Annotated in this window: 13 protein-coding genes and 1 pseudogene; 13 read left to right on the top strand and 1 reads right to left on the bottom strand. The window is 64.2% G+C overall.

The window, feature by feature from the left end; genetic code table 11:
* The 8 genes and pseudogenes from P3T23_RS26180 to P3T23_RS26145 form a co-directional block, all read left to right on the top strand.
* Positions 1-225, top strand: a pseudogene (locus tag P3T23_RS26180) (ABC transporter ATP-binding protein); the annotation flags it as partial.
* A gap of 19 nt (positions 226-244) precedes the next feature.
* Positions 245-1,207: an MlaD family protein gene (locus P3T23_RS26175; RefSeq protein WP_429319006.1), complete on the top strand. Its 963-nt coding sequence runs from the start codon at positions 245-247 to the stop codon at positions 1,205-1,207.
* 19 nt (positions 1,208-1,226) lie between these two features.
* Positions 1,227-1,850 carry an ABC-type transport auxiliary lipoprotein family protein gene (locus P3T23_RS26170; protein ID WP_429319005.1) on the top strand — a complete coding sequence of 208 codons (624 nt, stop codon included), beginning with the start codon at positions 1,227-1,229 and terminating at the stop codon, positions 1,848-1,850.
* A 31-nt stretch (positions 1,851-1,881) separates the two neighbouring features.
* Positions 1,882-3,039, top strand: coding sequence for a VanZ family protein (locus tag P3T23_RS26165; RefSeq protein WP_429319004.1), 1,158 nt, complete (start codon positions 1,882-1,884; stop codon positions 3,037-3,039).
* 100 nt (positions 3,040-3,139) lie between these two features.
* Positions 3,140-3,457, top strand: a complete 318-nt coding sequence (locus P3T23_RS26160; RefSeq protein WP_429319003.1) for a (2Fe-2S) ferredoxin domain-containing protein — start codon at positions 3,140-3,142, stop codon at positions 3,455-3,457.
* Positions 3,458-3,465: 8 nt separating this feature from the next.
* A complete protein-coding gene (locus P3T23_RS26155) occupies positions 3,466-4,110 on the top strand; it encodes an alpha/beta hydrolase (protein ID WP_429319002.1) in 645 nt (214 codons plus the stop codon).
* Positions 4,111-4,423: 313 nt separating this feature from the next.
* Positions 4,424-5,641 (top strand): D-alanyl-D-alanine carboxypeptidase family protein, encoded by a 1,218-nt coding sequence (locus tag P3T23_RS26150; protein ID WP_429319001.1) that lies wholly within the window; start codon positions 4,424-4,426, stop codon positions 5,639-5,641.
* 184 nt (positions 5,642-5,825) lie between these two features.
* Positions 5,826-6,095 carry a DUF493 family protein gene (locus P3T23_RS26145; RefSeq protein ID WP_429319000.1) on the top strand — a complete coding sequence of 90 codons (270 nt, stop codon included), beginning with the start codon at positions 5,826-5,828 and terminating at the stop codon, positions 6,093-6,095.
* 33 nt (positions 6,096-6,128) lie between these two features.
* Here the strand turns inward: P3T23_RS26145 and P3T23_RS26140 are convergent, their stop codons facing one another.
* Positions 6,129-7,091, bottom strand: coding sequence for a transcriptional regulator GcvA (locus P3T23_RS26140; RefSeq protein ID WP_429319012.1), 963 nt, complete (start codon positions 7,089-7,091; stop codon positions 6,129-6,131).
* 100 nt (positions 7,092-7,191) lie between these two features.
* Here P3T23_RS26140 and P3T23_RS26135 point away from each other — a divergent pair, with 100 nt between their 5' ends.
* The 5 genes from P3T23_RS26135 to P3T23_RS26115 all read left to right on the top strand — a co-directional run bounded on the left by P3T23_RS26135 (position 7,192) and on the right by P3T23_RS26115 (position 13,299).
* Positions 7,192-7,518, top strand: coding sequence for a DUF2917 domain-containing protein (locus P3T23_RS26135; RefSeq protein ID WP_429318999.1), 327 nt, complete (start codon positions 7,192-7,194; stop codon positions 7,516-7,518).
* A gap of 85 nt (positions 7,519-7,603) precedes the next feature.
* Positions 7,604-8,389 carry a lipoyl(octanoyl) transferase LipB gene (gene lipB, locus P3T23_RS26130; protein ID WP_429318998.1) on the top strand — a complete coding sequence of 262 codons (786 nt, stop codon included), beginning with the start codon at positions 7,604-7,606 and terminating at the stop codon, positions 8,387-8,389.
* A gap of 13 nt (positions 8,390-8,402) precedes the next feature.
* Complete coding sequence (gene lipA / locus P3T23_RS26125) at positions 8,403-9,416, top strand: lipoyl synthase (protein ID WP_133661664.1); 1,014 nt, start codon at positions 8,403-8,405, stop codon at positions 9,414-9,416.
* A 618-nt stretch (positions 9,417-10,034) separates the two neighbouring features.
* Positions 10,035-11,315: a dicarboxylate/amino acid:cation symporter gene (locus tag P3T23_RS26120; RefSeq protein ID WP_429318997.1), complete on the top strand. Its 1,281-nt coding sequence runs from the start codon at positions 10,035-10,037 to the stop codon at positions 11,313-11,315.
* Positions 11,316-11,319: 4 nt separating this feature from the next.
* Entirely contained in the window at positions 11,320-13,299 is a 1,980-nt protein-coding gene (locus tag P3T23_RS26115) for a sensor histidine kinase (protein ID WP_429318996.1), read from the top strand.
* Positions 13,300-13,308 lie beyond the last annotated feature (9 nt).

Below are 13,308 nucleotides of genomic sequence, written 5' to 3'. Positions count from 1 at the left end.
CTGGATACGATGATCGCGCTGTCCACGCGGGTGGCGGTGCTGGCCGAGCGCAAGGTGCTGGTGGCCGCCCCGGTCGAGGAAGTGGCGGGTGTGGATAATCCGTTCATCCGCGAGTATTTCCTCGGCCTGCGTGGCCGCCGCGCCTTGCAGGCGCTGCCGCCGGAGCGCCGCGCGAAGCTGCCGCCGGCGGCGCTCGAACCGGCATCGGCCGACGCGCAGCTGTGAGAATCCTGGGGACCTGACGATGGAAAACAAATCACATGCGTTCTGGGCCGGGCTCTTCACCGTCTTGCTGGTGCTGGCGATCGGCATAGGGGCGTTCCTGCTCAACGTCGACCGGTCGGTGCGCGAACCGTACGACCTGATTGCGCGAACCAGTGTGACCGGGCTTTCCCCTGATGCCGCCGTGCGCTTTCGCGGGCTGGGTGTCGGCAGGGTGCAGTCGATCAGGTTCGATCCGGACCATACGGGCCAGATCCTGATCCGGATCATGGTCGACCAGCACGCGCCGATCACGCATTCGACCTTCGGTAGTCTCAGCTTCCAGGGGGTCACCGGGATCGCGTTCATCCAGCTTGACGACACGGGCAAGGATCCGACGCCGCTACCGTCGTCGGCGAAGCAGGTCGCGCGATTGCCGATGCGTCCAGGTCTGCTGGAGCAGTTGCAGCTGCGCAGCGATATCCTGCTGCACAAGCTGGAGAGTGTGACAGACGACGTCGACGACATGCTATCGCCCGAGATGCGGGCCCAGTTGCAGGCGACGGTCACGAGCATGCAGCATGCCGCCGATGGCGTCGCCACGCTCTCGCAGCAGATGGCGCCGGCCGCCGGCAAACTGCCGGCCACGTTGCACGAACTGGATCGTACGCTCGCGTCGACGAACCAGTTGATCACCAGCCTGAACCGGCCCGACGGTCCGTTCGAGATGAACCTGAACAAGGTGGGCACGGCCGCCCAGCAGTCGGGTGCAGCCCTGACGTCGATCGAATCGACAGTGCAGGACCTGTCGACGCGTGTGGGTTACGACACGCTGCCGCGCGTCAGCTCGCTTTCCGACGACGTGCGCAGCGCCGCGCGCTCGATCGATCGTGCCGCCGATACGTTCAGCACCAACCCGCGCAGCGTGCTGTTCGGCGCTGCGCCCGCCGCCCCGGGGCCGGGCGAGGCAGGTTTCTCCTGGCCCGCGGACCGTGCAGCACAATGACTTGAAGAGGAAGATTGCAATGCCACGCTCCACCAAACGTTTCGGCTTATCAGGCACCGCGCCTGCGCTACTGCTCGCGCTTGGCGTGCTGTCGGGCTGTGCCGGGACGCCATCGGCGCTCTCCGATATCCGCTACGACTTCGGGCCCGCGACGCCGCCCGCGACAAGCGGCACGATGCCGGCGGTCAAGGTGCTGGACGTGACCGCGCCCGACCCGCTCAATTCGGACCGGCTGAACTACCGGCTGAACTATGCCGACACACACCAACTCGCGTCGTACGCGAACAGCCACTGGACGATGCCGCCGTCGCAATTGCTGACGCAGCGTCTGCGCACCGCGCTCAGCTCACGCGGCACCGTATTGACCGGCGCCGATGGCGTGCGCGCGCCGGTCCTGCGGATCGATCTGCAGGAGTTCGAACAGGTCTTTGATGGCCGTGACGAGAGTCACGGTGCTGTCACCGCGCGGGTCACGCTGTTGCAGGACGGCAAGGTGCTCGGCCAGCGCACGTTCATCGCGCGCGCGCCGGCCAGTTCTTCCGACGCCGCGGGCGGTGCCCGCGCCCTGGCCGCCGCCAGCGATGACCTCGTCGCCCAGGTTGCGGCCTGGCTCGGCGTGCAGGCGCTCGTCGCCGCGCAATGAAGCGCCGGCAGCGCACGCTTCGAGGCGCTGCATGAGCGACAAACCCTGGCAGCGCCGCTCGTCGGCGCTTGCAAGACAGGCGCTCGCGCTCTATGCGGCGCTGATCGTCTACGGTTCGCTGTATCCGTTCACTGGCTGGCGCTCGCTCGGGCTCGGGCCGTTCGACTATCTGTTCGATCCGCTGCCGCAGTACCTGACGGCGTTCGATGTCGTGACCAACGTGCTCGGCTACATGCCGTTCGGCGCACTCGTCGTGCTGGCGGCGTACCCGCGCTGGAGAGGCGCGCTGGCTGTCGGGCTGGCGTTCGCGCTCGGCACCTTGCTGTCGGGCACGATGGAAGCGATTCAGACCTTTCTGCCGACGCGCGTCGCGTCCAATCTCGACCTGGCTGCCAACGTGCTGGGCGCCCTGCTCGGCGCGACGCTGATGTCGCCGGCGACCGGCATGCTGCTCGATCGCGGCGCGCTGCGGCGGCTGCGTTTCCTGTGGTTCGAGGACGACGCCGCGGAGCTGCTCGGGCTGACGCTGCTGTGGCCGTTTGCGACGATGTACCCCGCGCCGCGCCTCTTCAGCATCGGCGACTGGCCGCGCGAGCTGTGGCTGCGCTTCGATTCGACCATGCAGGACGCGCTGCTCGCATGGACGCCCGATCGGTGGCATGTGTCGTCGTGGCCTGCGCTCGTCGCGGGCTGGCTGCCCGACGAGGTCTGGGAAGCGGTGCTGACCGCGCTGAGCCTCTTCGCTGCCTGCACGCTGGCATCGCTGCCGATGCGTTCGCATGCGCCGCGTGTCAGACTGCTGCTCACCTTTATCGGCTTCACCCTGTTCGTGAAGGCCGGCGCGACGTTTCTGCAATCGCAAAGCGGCCTCGCGTTCGACTGGGCCACGCCGGGCGCGCTTGCCGGCCTTGTCGGCGGCACGCTAGCTGCGTTGCTCGCGCTCGCATTGCCGGCCACATGGCGCGTGATGCTCGCGGCTTGCGCGCTGATTCTTGCGCTCGTGTTCGGCAATCTGCTGCCGGTGAATCCGTATTTCGATGTCGTGCTCGCTGACTGGCGTCAGGGGCGGTATCTGCATTTCAACGGTCTGGCGCGCTGGCTCGCCTGGATGTGGCCGTACGCGGCGCTTGTCTGGCTGGCATTTTCGGTGGAGCGTGCGTGGCTCACGCGGCGGCGCGTGAGCGGCTGACGGGCCTGCTCGCTATAATCGACCGGACCCGGCAGGCCAGCGGACACAAGTGGATTCCCCCGAGCCTTCCAACTCTCTCAGTTTTCTCTCGCTGGACATCATGGATTCCTTCTACAAGTACCACGTGTTTTTCTGCCTCAACCAGCGTGAAGCTGGCGCGGAGCGCCCGAGCTGCGCGAACTGCAACGCCCAGGAGATGCAGGAGTACGCGAAGAAACGGGTGAAGAAGCTGGGGCTCGCGGGTCCCGGCCAGGTGCGCATCAACAAGGCCGGCTGCCTCGACCGGTGCGAGGAAGGGCCCACACTGGTGGTGTATCCCGAAGGCACCTGGTACACCTACATCGACGAGACGGATATCGACGAGATCGTCGATTCGCACCTCGTGAACGGGAAGGTCGTCGAACGTCTCAAAATCTGATCCGCACCATGAACGTCCATACCAGAAAATTCCTGATCGACGGGCCTGTCGGCAAGATCGAGGTCGCCGTCGACCTGCCCGACGACGTGCGCGAGAACGGCGCCGCGCCGCGTGGCATTGCGCTGGTTGCGCATCCGCATCCGCTTTTCGGCGGCACGATGGACAACAAGGTCGCGCAGACGCTCGCGCGCACGCTCGTGCAGCTGAACTATGTGACATACCGCTCGAATTTTCGCGGTGTCGGCGAGACCCAGGGCGAGCACGACAAAGGCATCGGCGAGCGTGACGATCTGCGCGCCGTGCTCGACTACATGCGTGCGCAACCGGGGCAACGCGATCTGCCCCTCGTGCTTGCGGGCTTTTCGTTCGGCACGTTCGTGTTGTCGCACGTTGCCGCGCGGTTGCGCGAGGAGGGCAGCGCGATCGAACGCATGGTGTTCGTCGGTACGGCGGCAAGCAACTGGGAAGTTGCGCCGGTTCCCGAAAACACGCTCGTGATTCACGGCGAAACCGACGAAACGGTGCCGATCGCGTCGGTCTACGACTGGGCGCGACCGCAGGAATTGCCGGTTGTCGTGATTCCCGGCGCCGAACATTTCCTGCATCGCAAGCTGCATATCCTCAAGCGCATCGTCAGCGACGCCTGGCGCTGAATCGCCCGCACGCACGATTCCGGGGTACAGGTACGCACGAAATGCAGATTTATCGACGTGGCTGCCGGCGGATTGTGGGGTTGCGGCGCGTATAATGAGCGCTCTTTTTTGGGCGCAGCGCCGCCCGCCCGGCTGATTGCGACGCTCGCATCGCCGGATGTCGGGCGCGCTGCGCGAACCGATCGCGTGGCCGGGAGTCCAATGGGCGCCGTACCGCCGAACCATGTTTCAGGCGCGACGCGCTCGCCGACCGGCTCTTCCAAACTCTGCGTGCCCCCGCGCGCGAAGCCTATTTTCTGCCCGAACCCATCCTATGCGTTTTTCCTCAGGCTTTCCGTCACTGACATCGTTTATCCCTTCTTCCCTCAGCCGCTCGGTGACGCTTGGCGCTGTGCTGCCCGCAACGCTGGTGGCAAGCACCGCGTTCGCGCAGGTGCCGCCGCCGGGCGTGAACGCACGCTCGTGGGTGCTGGTCGATGCCACCAGCAACCAGGTGCTCGCGTCGGGCAATGCCGATGAGCGCGTCGAACCGGCGTCGCTCACGAAGCTGATGACCGCCTATCTCGTTTTCGAAGCGCTGCAGACGAAGAAGATCTCGATGGATCAGACGATCAATCCGAGTGAAGCCGTGCGTCGCGTGCGTACCGACGAGTCGCGCATGTTCATCGAAGCGAACAAGCCTGTCACGGTTCACGACCTCGTGTACGGGATGATCGTGCAGTCCGGCAACGATGCGGCAATCGCGCTGGCTGAACTGGTCGGCGGCAGCGAGTCGCAGTTCGTCACCTTGATGAACGCCGAAGCGCAGCGCCTCGGCATGAAGCACACGCATTTCGCCGACGTGAACGGCATGCCCGATCCGCAGCACTACACGACGGCCGGCGACCTCGCGATCCTCTCCGCGCGCCTGATCCGCGATTTCCCCGACTACTACAACATCTTCTCGGTCCGCGAATTCACGTACAACAAGATCAAGCAGCCTAACCGCAACCGTCTGTTGTGGATCGATCCGACCGTCGACGGCCTGAAGACCGGCCACACGCAGGCGGCCGGCTATTGCCTGATCGCATCGGCGAAGCGCTCGCTGCCCGGCTCGCCGGACGCGTCGCGCCGTCTCGTCTCGGTGATGATGGGCGAGCAGAAGGAGCATGACCGCGTACAGGACAGCCTGAAGATGCTGAACTACGGCTACACGGCGTATGACGCGTTGCGCCTGTACAAGGCAGGTCAGGTGATCGAGACGCCGCGCGTCTACAAGGGCACGCAGGACAAGGTGAAGATCGGCGTGAAGGGCGACCAGTACATCACCGTGCCGAAGGGCCTGGGCGACAAGGTCAAGCCGCAGATCGAACGCATGGATCCGCTGATTGCGCCGATCGCCGACGGTCAGCAGGTGGGCACCGTGAAGCTCGTCGCCGATGGCAACACGCTCGCGCAATTCCCGATTGTCGCGCTGCAGGCGGTGCCGCAGGCCGGCGTTGTCGGTCGCGTGTGGGATTCGCTGGTGCTGATGTTCAACAAGAAGAAGTAAGCTTGGGGCTCGTGATCCCGCGTGCGGCGCGTTGCTGCGACCGACGCGGGATTGCGGCAGCCAATGCGCGTATCGAGCGGGTTGAAGACGCTGCCGGTTGCAGGTGCGGGCTGGCGGCCTGCTGGTCACAGGCGGTCAAGGCGCATGCATGAGTTGCAGGTCGCCGTGCTGGAAGGAGTGAAAGATGAGTCCGGTGAACGAATCACTGATTGAGTATCCCTGCGATTTCCCGATCAAGGTGATGGGGAAATCGCATCCCGATTTCGCCGACACGATCGTGACGGTGATCCGGCAGTTCGACAACGGTTTCGACGCGACGCGCATTGAAATGCGTCCGTCTAGCGGCGGCAACTACACGGGACTGACCGTGACGGTGCGCGCGCTGAATCGTGAGCATCTGGACGACATTTATCGGGCGCTGACCGGGCATCCGATGGTCAAGGTCGTGCTCTGACGGACCGGTGCGGTGCGCTCGCAGCGCCGCCCCTCACGGCTGGACGTGCAACCCGTCCGCCGTTCTACCCGTGCCCGGTCGCTCCGCGCAGGCACGTTCGAAAAGCAGCCTGAAGCGAGCCACTTCGTCGAAAACCCAGTTCCGGAATGCCTGCACGCGCGCCGTCTGCAACATTTGCGGCGTGCAGATGAAGTAGTACTGCCATGGGCTCGGGCCATCGACGTCGAACAGTCGCACAAGTCGGCCCGCCGCGATCTCGTGCATGGCGAGTGAGCGGCGCGTGAGCGCGACGCCCTGGCCGTCGATGGCCGCCTGCAGCAGATTCGACGAGTCCTGATACAGCACGCCGCGCTTCGGTTCCGGCCAGTCATTGAGTCCAGCGGCGTCGAACCAGGGTCGCCAGAGTTCGTCGTCCGAGCGCAGCAGCGGAACACTTGCCAGGTCGGCGGGCGTTTTTGGCAGGTTGCCGCCGTTGAAGTTCGGCGAGCAGGCCGGAAAGAAAATCTCTTCGAGCAGCAGTTCGACGTGCAGACCCGGGTACCGTCCGAATCCGAAACGGATTGCGACGTCGACGTCATCGCGCGCGAAATCGGTCAGCGCGTTTGTCGACAGGAGTTCCAGATCCCATTGCGGGTTCGCCTCGATGAAACTGCCGAGCCGCGGCGTCACCCAGCGCGCCGCGAACGACGTCAGCATCGACACGACGAGCCGCCGCTCGCGATCGCCGGCGCGAATCTGGCGAGTGGCGTCGGCGATCGCCGTCAGAGCGGAGCGTATCTGCGTCGCATAGCGCCGGCCGACGTCCGTCAACTGCACGCGCTTGCCGTCGCGGGCAAACAGCCTGACCCCCAGTTCCTCTTCCAGCGCACGGATCTGGTGGCTGACCGCGCCGTGAGTGACGAAGAGTTCGTCGGCCGCGCGCGAAAAGCTCTCGTGACGGGCAGCGGCCTCGAAGGCCTTGATCGCGTTCAACGCAGGGAGCTGTCGAAGGTCCATCGCAATATTTCTCACATAGCCGTGAAAATTGATCGTTTTACCGAAACCCTTGCCACGCCTACGATTGTAGCCATCAAAGCGACTTTTGGCGGAGCGGATCATGCGAGAAATTTCCTCTAGCATCACATTCGAAATCAAGGCCGGCGAAACAGTGCCGATGGTCGTGACGCGCAGCACGCAATTGAGGGCGTACGGCGGCTCGGTGTGGGTGACGCGCAGCGACGACGTCGAGGATTACTTCCTCGAAGCGGGGCATACGTTGCGGTTGCGGCGCGGGGAGCGGCTCTGGCTGAGCGTCGAGGGCAGCCCGCAGGCGCAACTGGCGTTCTCGGTGCCGAAGCGGGCAGACGAGCGGTGCCTGAACTGGTTTGCGCGGGTGGGAGAACGCTTCGGGGTCTGGCTGCGCCAGGGCTGGCGGACGGTTTAAGGGGGCCGCTATCCACGCGGGAGCCCGATAGCGGGCGGGCAGGTGTTCGGCGAGGCACGCCGGATTTCGGTAAACTGACGAAATCATGTGTGCCACGCCGGTTTCCCCGCCTTTGTTGTCTCCCGGTTCGACCGGGTCCGATCTGGCTGCCCAGGCCGCCGCCGATGCGCTTTCCATGGCTTCGAAGCCTCCGGTCAAGCTGCTCTGGCGCGGCGTCGAGCCTTATCAGACCAGCTTCGACGCCATGCGCGCCTTTACGGACGCCCGCAGCGCCGACACGTCTGACGAAATCTGGCTCGTCGAACACCCCCCTGTCTTCACGCTCGGCCAGGCTGGCGATCCGGCGCATCTGCTCGCCGTCGACAGCGGCATCCCGCTCGTCAAGGTCGATCGAGGGGGGCAGATCACGTATCACGGTCCAGGACAGGTCGTCGCCTATCTGCTGCTCGATTTGCGCCGTCGCAAGCTGATGGTGCGTGAACTGGTCACGCGGATCGAGGAGGCAGTGATCGAGACGCTCGCGGCGTATAATCTCGCCGGAGAACGCAAGACAGGCGCCCCAGGAATCTATGTGGCGCCGGGTCCGGACGCGGGGCTGCATGCAGGCGCGAAGATCGCAGCGCTCGGCCTGAAAATCCGCAACGGATGCAGCTATCACGGCGTGAGCCTGAATGTGAACATGGACTTGCAGCCGTTTCTGGCAATCAACCCATGTGGCTATGCAGGGCTTGAAACAGTCGATATGGCGACGCTCGGCGTTGCCGCCGGCTGGGAAGATGTAGCCCGCACGCTTGCAGCGCGCCTCACCGCAAACATCGACGGCACATCCGCGGCCGTCGCCCAACCACAGGCCGGTGCGCTCACCGCCTGACTGGATCGAACGAATGACTGACGTTACCGCGAACCTTGCAGGCACACCCTCTACCGATGCCGTCCCGGCTCCCGCCGCCTCGACCGTCTACGACGCCACCGCAAAACAGAAGGCGCAGGCCAAGACCGCGCGTATCCCGATCAAGATCGTTCCGATCGAAAAGCTGAAGAAGCCAGACTGGATCCGCGTGAAAGCGGCGACCGGCAGTTCGCGCTTTTACGAGATCAAGCAGATCCTGCGCGAGCACAATCTGCATACCGTCTGCGAAGAGGCGAGCTGCCCGAACATCGGCGAATGCTTTGGCAAGGGCACCGCGACGTTCATGATCATGGGCGACAAGTGCACGCGTCGCTGCCCGTTCTGCGATGTCGGTCACGGCCGTCCCGACCCGCTCGATGCGGAAGAACCGGGCAACCTCGCGCGCACGATCGCCGCGCTCAAGCTGAAGTACGTGGTGATCACGAGCGTCGACCGCGACGATCTGCGCGACGGTGGCGCTGCACACTTTGTCGAATGCATCCGTCAGACGCGCGAGTTATCGCCGGAAACCCGCATCGAAATCCTGACGCCGGACTTCCGCGGCCGTCTCGATCGCGCGATCGGCATTCTGAACGCCGCGCCGCCCGACGTGATGAACCACAATCTCGAAACGGTGCCGCGTCTGTACAAGGAAGCGCGTCCCGGTTCGGACTACGCGCATTCGCTGAAGCTGCTGAAGGACTTCAAGGCGCTGCATCCGGATGTCGCCACTAAATCCGGTCTGATGGTCGGCCTCGGCGAGACGGAAGAGGAAATCCTGCAGGTGATGCGCGACCTGCGCGCGCACGACGTCGACATGCTGACGATTGGCCAGTATCTGCAGCCGTCGGAACATCACCTCCCGGTTCGCGCCTATGTGCATCCGGACACGTTCAAGATGTATGAGGAAGAGGCCTACAAGATGGGCTTCACGCATGCGGCGGTCGGCGCAATGGTGCGCTCGAGCTACCACGCCGACCTGCAGGCGCATGGAGCAGGCGTGGTCTGATCCTGCTGCTGTGCTTTCTTGATGGAAGACGCGAAGCCCGCACTCGTGCGGGCTTCGTCGCCTGGACGGGCATAGGGCTCGCAAGCGCAGCGAGCCTTACGGACGGATTTCACCCCGGAGAGTTTTTCGCCGATGCACCGATTTAACAATCGTTGACTTTGATCCGCACGACGTCGCCCGTAATATCGACGTGTGGGTTTTGCGACAGGACCGACCGACCTCAGGGAGCCCACTGCCAGAAGTCTCCAACTCCTCTTGAAGAGCCTTCCCACCACGAGGAAGGCTTTTTTTTGCCCGCTGCCGTCCAGAATCTCCGACGCCCGGATTCCGGATTTCCGGAAACCCGGACGCCCCCGCGCTTGTCCTGCAGAGAAACCCTTAAAAATCAAGGGCAAACGCCCGGCTCAAAGCTGGCATCGACCTTGCAGAGTAGAAGTCGTGGCCGCAACGGCCCCACAACTACAGCAAGGAGACAACCGATGTCCGAATTCCCTTCCCGGCACGTCTGAACTCATCGTCTTGTCGCGGCCCGGCTGCCGTGTACAGGCGACGTCCATTCGTCCCCCTGATGCGCGCCGTCGCAGGTCACTGGCTCACACCCATACCGCAGGAACCATCGTGAAAAAACCTATCCATAAAGTGCTTTACATCCAGGTGATCGTCGCGATCATCATCGGCATCATCCTGGGACACTACTGGCCCAACCTCGCCGTCGAAATGAAACCGCTCGGCGACGGCTTCATCAAGCTGATCAAGATGGTGATCGGGCCGATCATCTTCTGTACGGTGGTGACCGGCATCGCCGGCATGGAAGACATGAAGAAGGTCGGGCGCGTCGGCGGCAAGGCGTTGCTGTACTTCGAAATCGTCTCGACTTTCGCGCTGGTGCTTGGCCTGATCGCAACGCACGTGCTGCGACCGGGTGCCGGCTTCAACATCGATCCGTCCACGCTCGACAGCTCGGCAGTCGCATCGTACGCCGCGAAGGCGCATGGTCAGTCGACGGTCGACTTCCTGATGCACATTATCCCGGACACGATTTCGTCGGCATTCGCGCAAGGCGAGATCCTGCAGATCCTGCTGGTTGCGCTGCTGTTCGGCGCGGTGCTCGCGACGGCTGGTGAGAAGGGCAAGGTCGTCACAAACTTCATCGATGGTCTCGCGCACATCCTGTTCGGCATCGTGCGCATCATCACGAAGCTCGCGCCGATCGGCGCGTTCGGCGCGATGGCGTTCACGATCGGCAAGTACGGCATCGGCTCGCTGATTCCGATGCTCAAGCTGATCGGCACGTTCTATCTGACCTCGATCGTGTTCGTGATCGTCGTGCTCGGCGCAATTGCGCGCATGGTGGGCTTCAACATCTTCCGCTTCGTGGCGTACATCAAGGAAGAGCTGCTGATCGTGCTCGGCACGAGCTCGTCGGAAGCCGCACTGCCGCAACTGATGCTGAAGCTCGAAAAGCTCGGCTGCTCGCGCTCCGTGGTGGGTCTCGTGGTACCGACCGGGTATTCGTTCAACCTCGACGGCACCAACATCTACATGACGATGGCCGTGCTGTTCATCGCCCAGGCGACCAACACCGATCTCACGTGGACGCAGCAGTTGACGCTGCTCGCTGTCACCATGCTGACCTCGAAGGGCGCGAGCGGCGTGACGGGCGCAGGCTTCATCACGCTCGCTGCAACGTTGGCGGTCGTGCCGACGATTCCGCTGTCGGGCATGGTGCTGATTCTCGGCATCGACCGCTTCATGAGCGAATGCCGCGCGCTGACGAACATCGTCGGTAACGGTGTCGCGACGGTGGTCGTGGCGGCGTGGGAAAAGGAACTGGACCGCGCGAAGCTGCGCTCGGCGATTCACGGCGAAACGCCGGTCACCGAAAGGGCCGGAGCCTGATGCAATGAAGGCGGCGGGGCGCGTCGCGCCGCCGTCCACCCAACAGACGGACGGTGCGGCGCGATATGCCACAATAGTCGAACCCCATCGACTGGACTCTCCCACCGTGACGCGCCGCCTGCTGATCCTCTTCGCGCTCGTCGCAGGGCTTGTCGCGGCGTGCGGCCTCACGTGGACCATCACCTGGCAGCACGGCATCGACAATCTTCGGCGCAACGCCGCGGCGCGTGTCGATCGCACGACGAGCGCGCTCAAGAGCACGCTCGATCGCTACGAATCGCTGCCGTATCTGCTGGCTGGACATCCGTTCGTGCAGGAGGTGCTCGATGCGCCGACGCCAGCCGGTGTCGAGCGGGCGAACCGCTACCTCGAAGACCTCAACCGGCGCGCACGGGCGACCTCCACCTACATCATCCGCGCCGACGGCATCTGCGTTGCGGCCAGCAACTGGAACGCTCCGGACAGCTTTGTCGGCGCCGAATACCGCTTCCGGCCGTATTTCGTCGATGCGATGAAAGGAGGCGTCGGGCGCTTCTTCGGCATCGGTACGATCTCGCAGGTGCCAGGCTACTTCATTTCGCAACCTGTACTGCACGATGGACGGATCGTCGGCGTCGCGGTCGTGAAACTCAATCTCGAATGGTTTCCGGGCGCGGATGCCTCCGAGCCGCTGATCGTCACCGACGACCACGGCGTGATTTTTCTATCATCAGTGCCGGCGTGGAAATATCACACGGTCCGCCCGTTGTCGGGCGCGATCGCCGATACGATCTGGCAGACGCGACAGTACGCGCAGCAGCCGATCGCACCGCTGCCGGTGACGATCGAACGCACGCTGGAGGGCGGCGCGCAGATCGTGCGCGTGGGCGGCGGGCGAATCGCACCGCGCTATCTGGCAACGCGCCGCGCATTGGGTGAGCCGGACTGGCATCTGATTACGATGGCGTCGGTGGATCCGGTCAATCGGGATGCGCGCAACGCGACGATCGTGACCGGTTTCGGCTACGTGTCGCTGTGCCTGCTCGCGTTCTACTGGCGTATGCGCCGCGCGCGCGTGCGCGAGATGGTGCGCAGCCGCGCGCTGCTGCAGAAGGCCTATGCCGAACTGAACCGGCGCGTGGCCGAACGTACGTCGGACCTGTCCCAGGCCAACGAGCAGCTGAAGAAGGAAGTGAGCGAACGCACGCGCGCCGAGCAGGAGCTTCGCGCGGCGCACGACGAACTGATCCAGGCAAGCAAGCTCGCGGCGCTCGGACAGATGGCCGCCGGCATCACGCACGAACTGAACCAGCCGCTCGCGGCACTCCGCAGTTTCTCCGACAACACGCGCGTCTTCCTCGAGCGGGGCGATGAGGCGTCGGCGCGCGAGAATCTCGAAGCGATTGCCGCGCTCACCGAACGGATGGGCAAGATCACGAACCAGCTGAAGCTGTTCGTGGGCCGCGCGCGGCCGCGCAGCGCGCGTGCGCCGATCGCGCGGGCGCTGCCCAATGTGCTGGCGTTGTTGCAGAAGCGCTTGCAGGATGTCACGGTCGATCTGTCGCTGTTCGATGCGCAGACGGGGCACCGCGAAACTTTTGACGTCAGCGCCGATCATCCCGTCCTGGTCGCGCACTGCGACGAACTGCGTCTCGAGCAGGTGCTGATCAACCTGCTCGGCAACGCACTCGATGTGATCGTCGGCACGCCGTCACCGCGCATCGCGATCGATATCGAAGTGTCCGATGCGACGCTTCTGATCTCTGTGCGCGACAACGGTCCAGGCATTGCGGATGACGTCCTGCCGCGCCTCTTCGAACCGTTCTTTACGACGAAGGAAATGGGGCAGGGACTAGGGCTCGGGCTGGCGATTTCGTCGTCGATCGCGCGCGACTGCGGCGGCTCGCTGCTTGCACGAAACGCGCCGGAAGGTGGGGCGGTATTCATCCTGACGCTGCGCCGCGCGCACGTGCACGCGCCGGATACGCTTACATCGGGCTCCTGAATTCAGGTG

This window comes from Paraburkholderia sp. GAS448 (assembly GCF_050435685.1).
GTDB lineage: Bacteria > Pseudomonadota > Gammaproteobacteria > Burkholderiales > Burkholderiaceae > Paraburkholderia.
Note: the sequence above shows the minus strand (reverse complement) of the source record. Positions and strands in the feature narration are given on the sequence as shown.

Bases quoted from the DNA above. Each gene is read 5' to 3' on its own strand.
- P3T23_RS26135 (WP_429318999.1), top strand. From the start codon at position 7,192: ATGCGAGAAATTTCCTCTAGCATCACATTCGAAATCAAGGCCGGCGAA.
- P3T23_RS26155 (WP_429319002.1), top strand. From the start codon at position 3,466: ATGAACGTCCATACCAGAAAATTCCTGATCGACGGGCCTGTCGGCAAG.
- lipA (WP_133661664.1), top strand. From the start codon at position 8,403: ATGACTGACGTTACCGCGAACCTTGCAGGCACACCCTCTACCGATGCC.
- P3T23_RS26115 (WP_429318996.1), top strand. From the start codon at position 11,320: ATGAAGGCGGCGGGGCGCGTCGCGCCGCCGTCCACCCAACAGACGGAC.
- P3T23_RS26170 (WP_429319005.1), top strand. From the start codon at position 1,227: ATGCCACGCTCCACCAAACGTTTCGGCTTATCAGGCACCGCGCCTGCG.
- P3T23_RS26140 (WP_429319012.1), bottom strand. From the start codon at position 7,091: ATGGACCTTCGACAGCTCCCTGCGTTGAACGCGATCAAGGCCTTCGAG.
- P3T23_RS26160 (WP_429319003.1), top strand. From the start codon at position 3,140: ATGGATTCCTTCTACAAGTACCACGTGTTTTTCTGCCTCAACCAGCGT.
- P3T23_RS26145 (WP_429319000.1), top strand. From the start codon at position 5,826: ATGAGTCCGGTGAACGAATCACTGATTGAGTATCCCTGCGATTTCCCG.
- P3T23_RS26175 (WP_429319006.1), top strand. From the start codon at position 245: ATGGAAAACAAATCACATGCGTTCTGGGCCGGGCTCTTCACCGTCTTG.
- P3T23_RS26150 (WP_429319001.1), top strand. From the start codon at position 4,424: ATGCGTTTTTCCTCAGGCTTTCCGTCACTGACATCGTTTATCCCTTCT.
- P3T23_RS26165 (WP_429319004.1), top strand. From the start codon at position 1,882: ATGAGCGACAAACCCTGGCAGCGCCGCTCGTCGGCGCTTGCAAGACAG.
- lipB (WP_429318998.1), top strand. From the start codon at position 7,604: ATGTGTGCCACGCCGGTTTCCCCGCCTTTGTTGTCTCCCGGTTCGACC.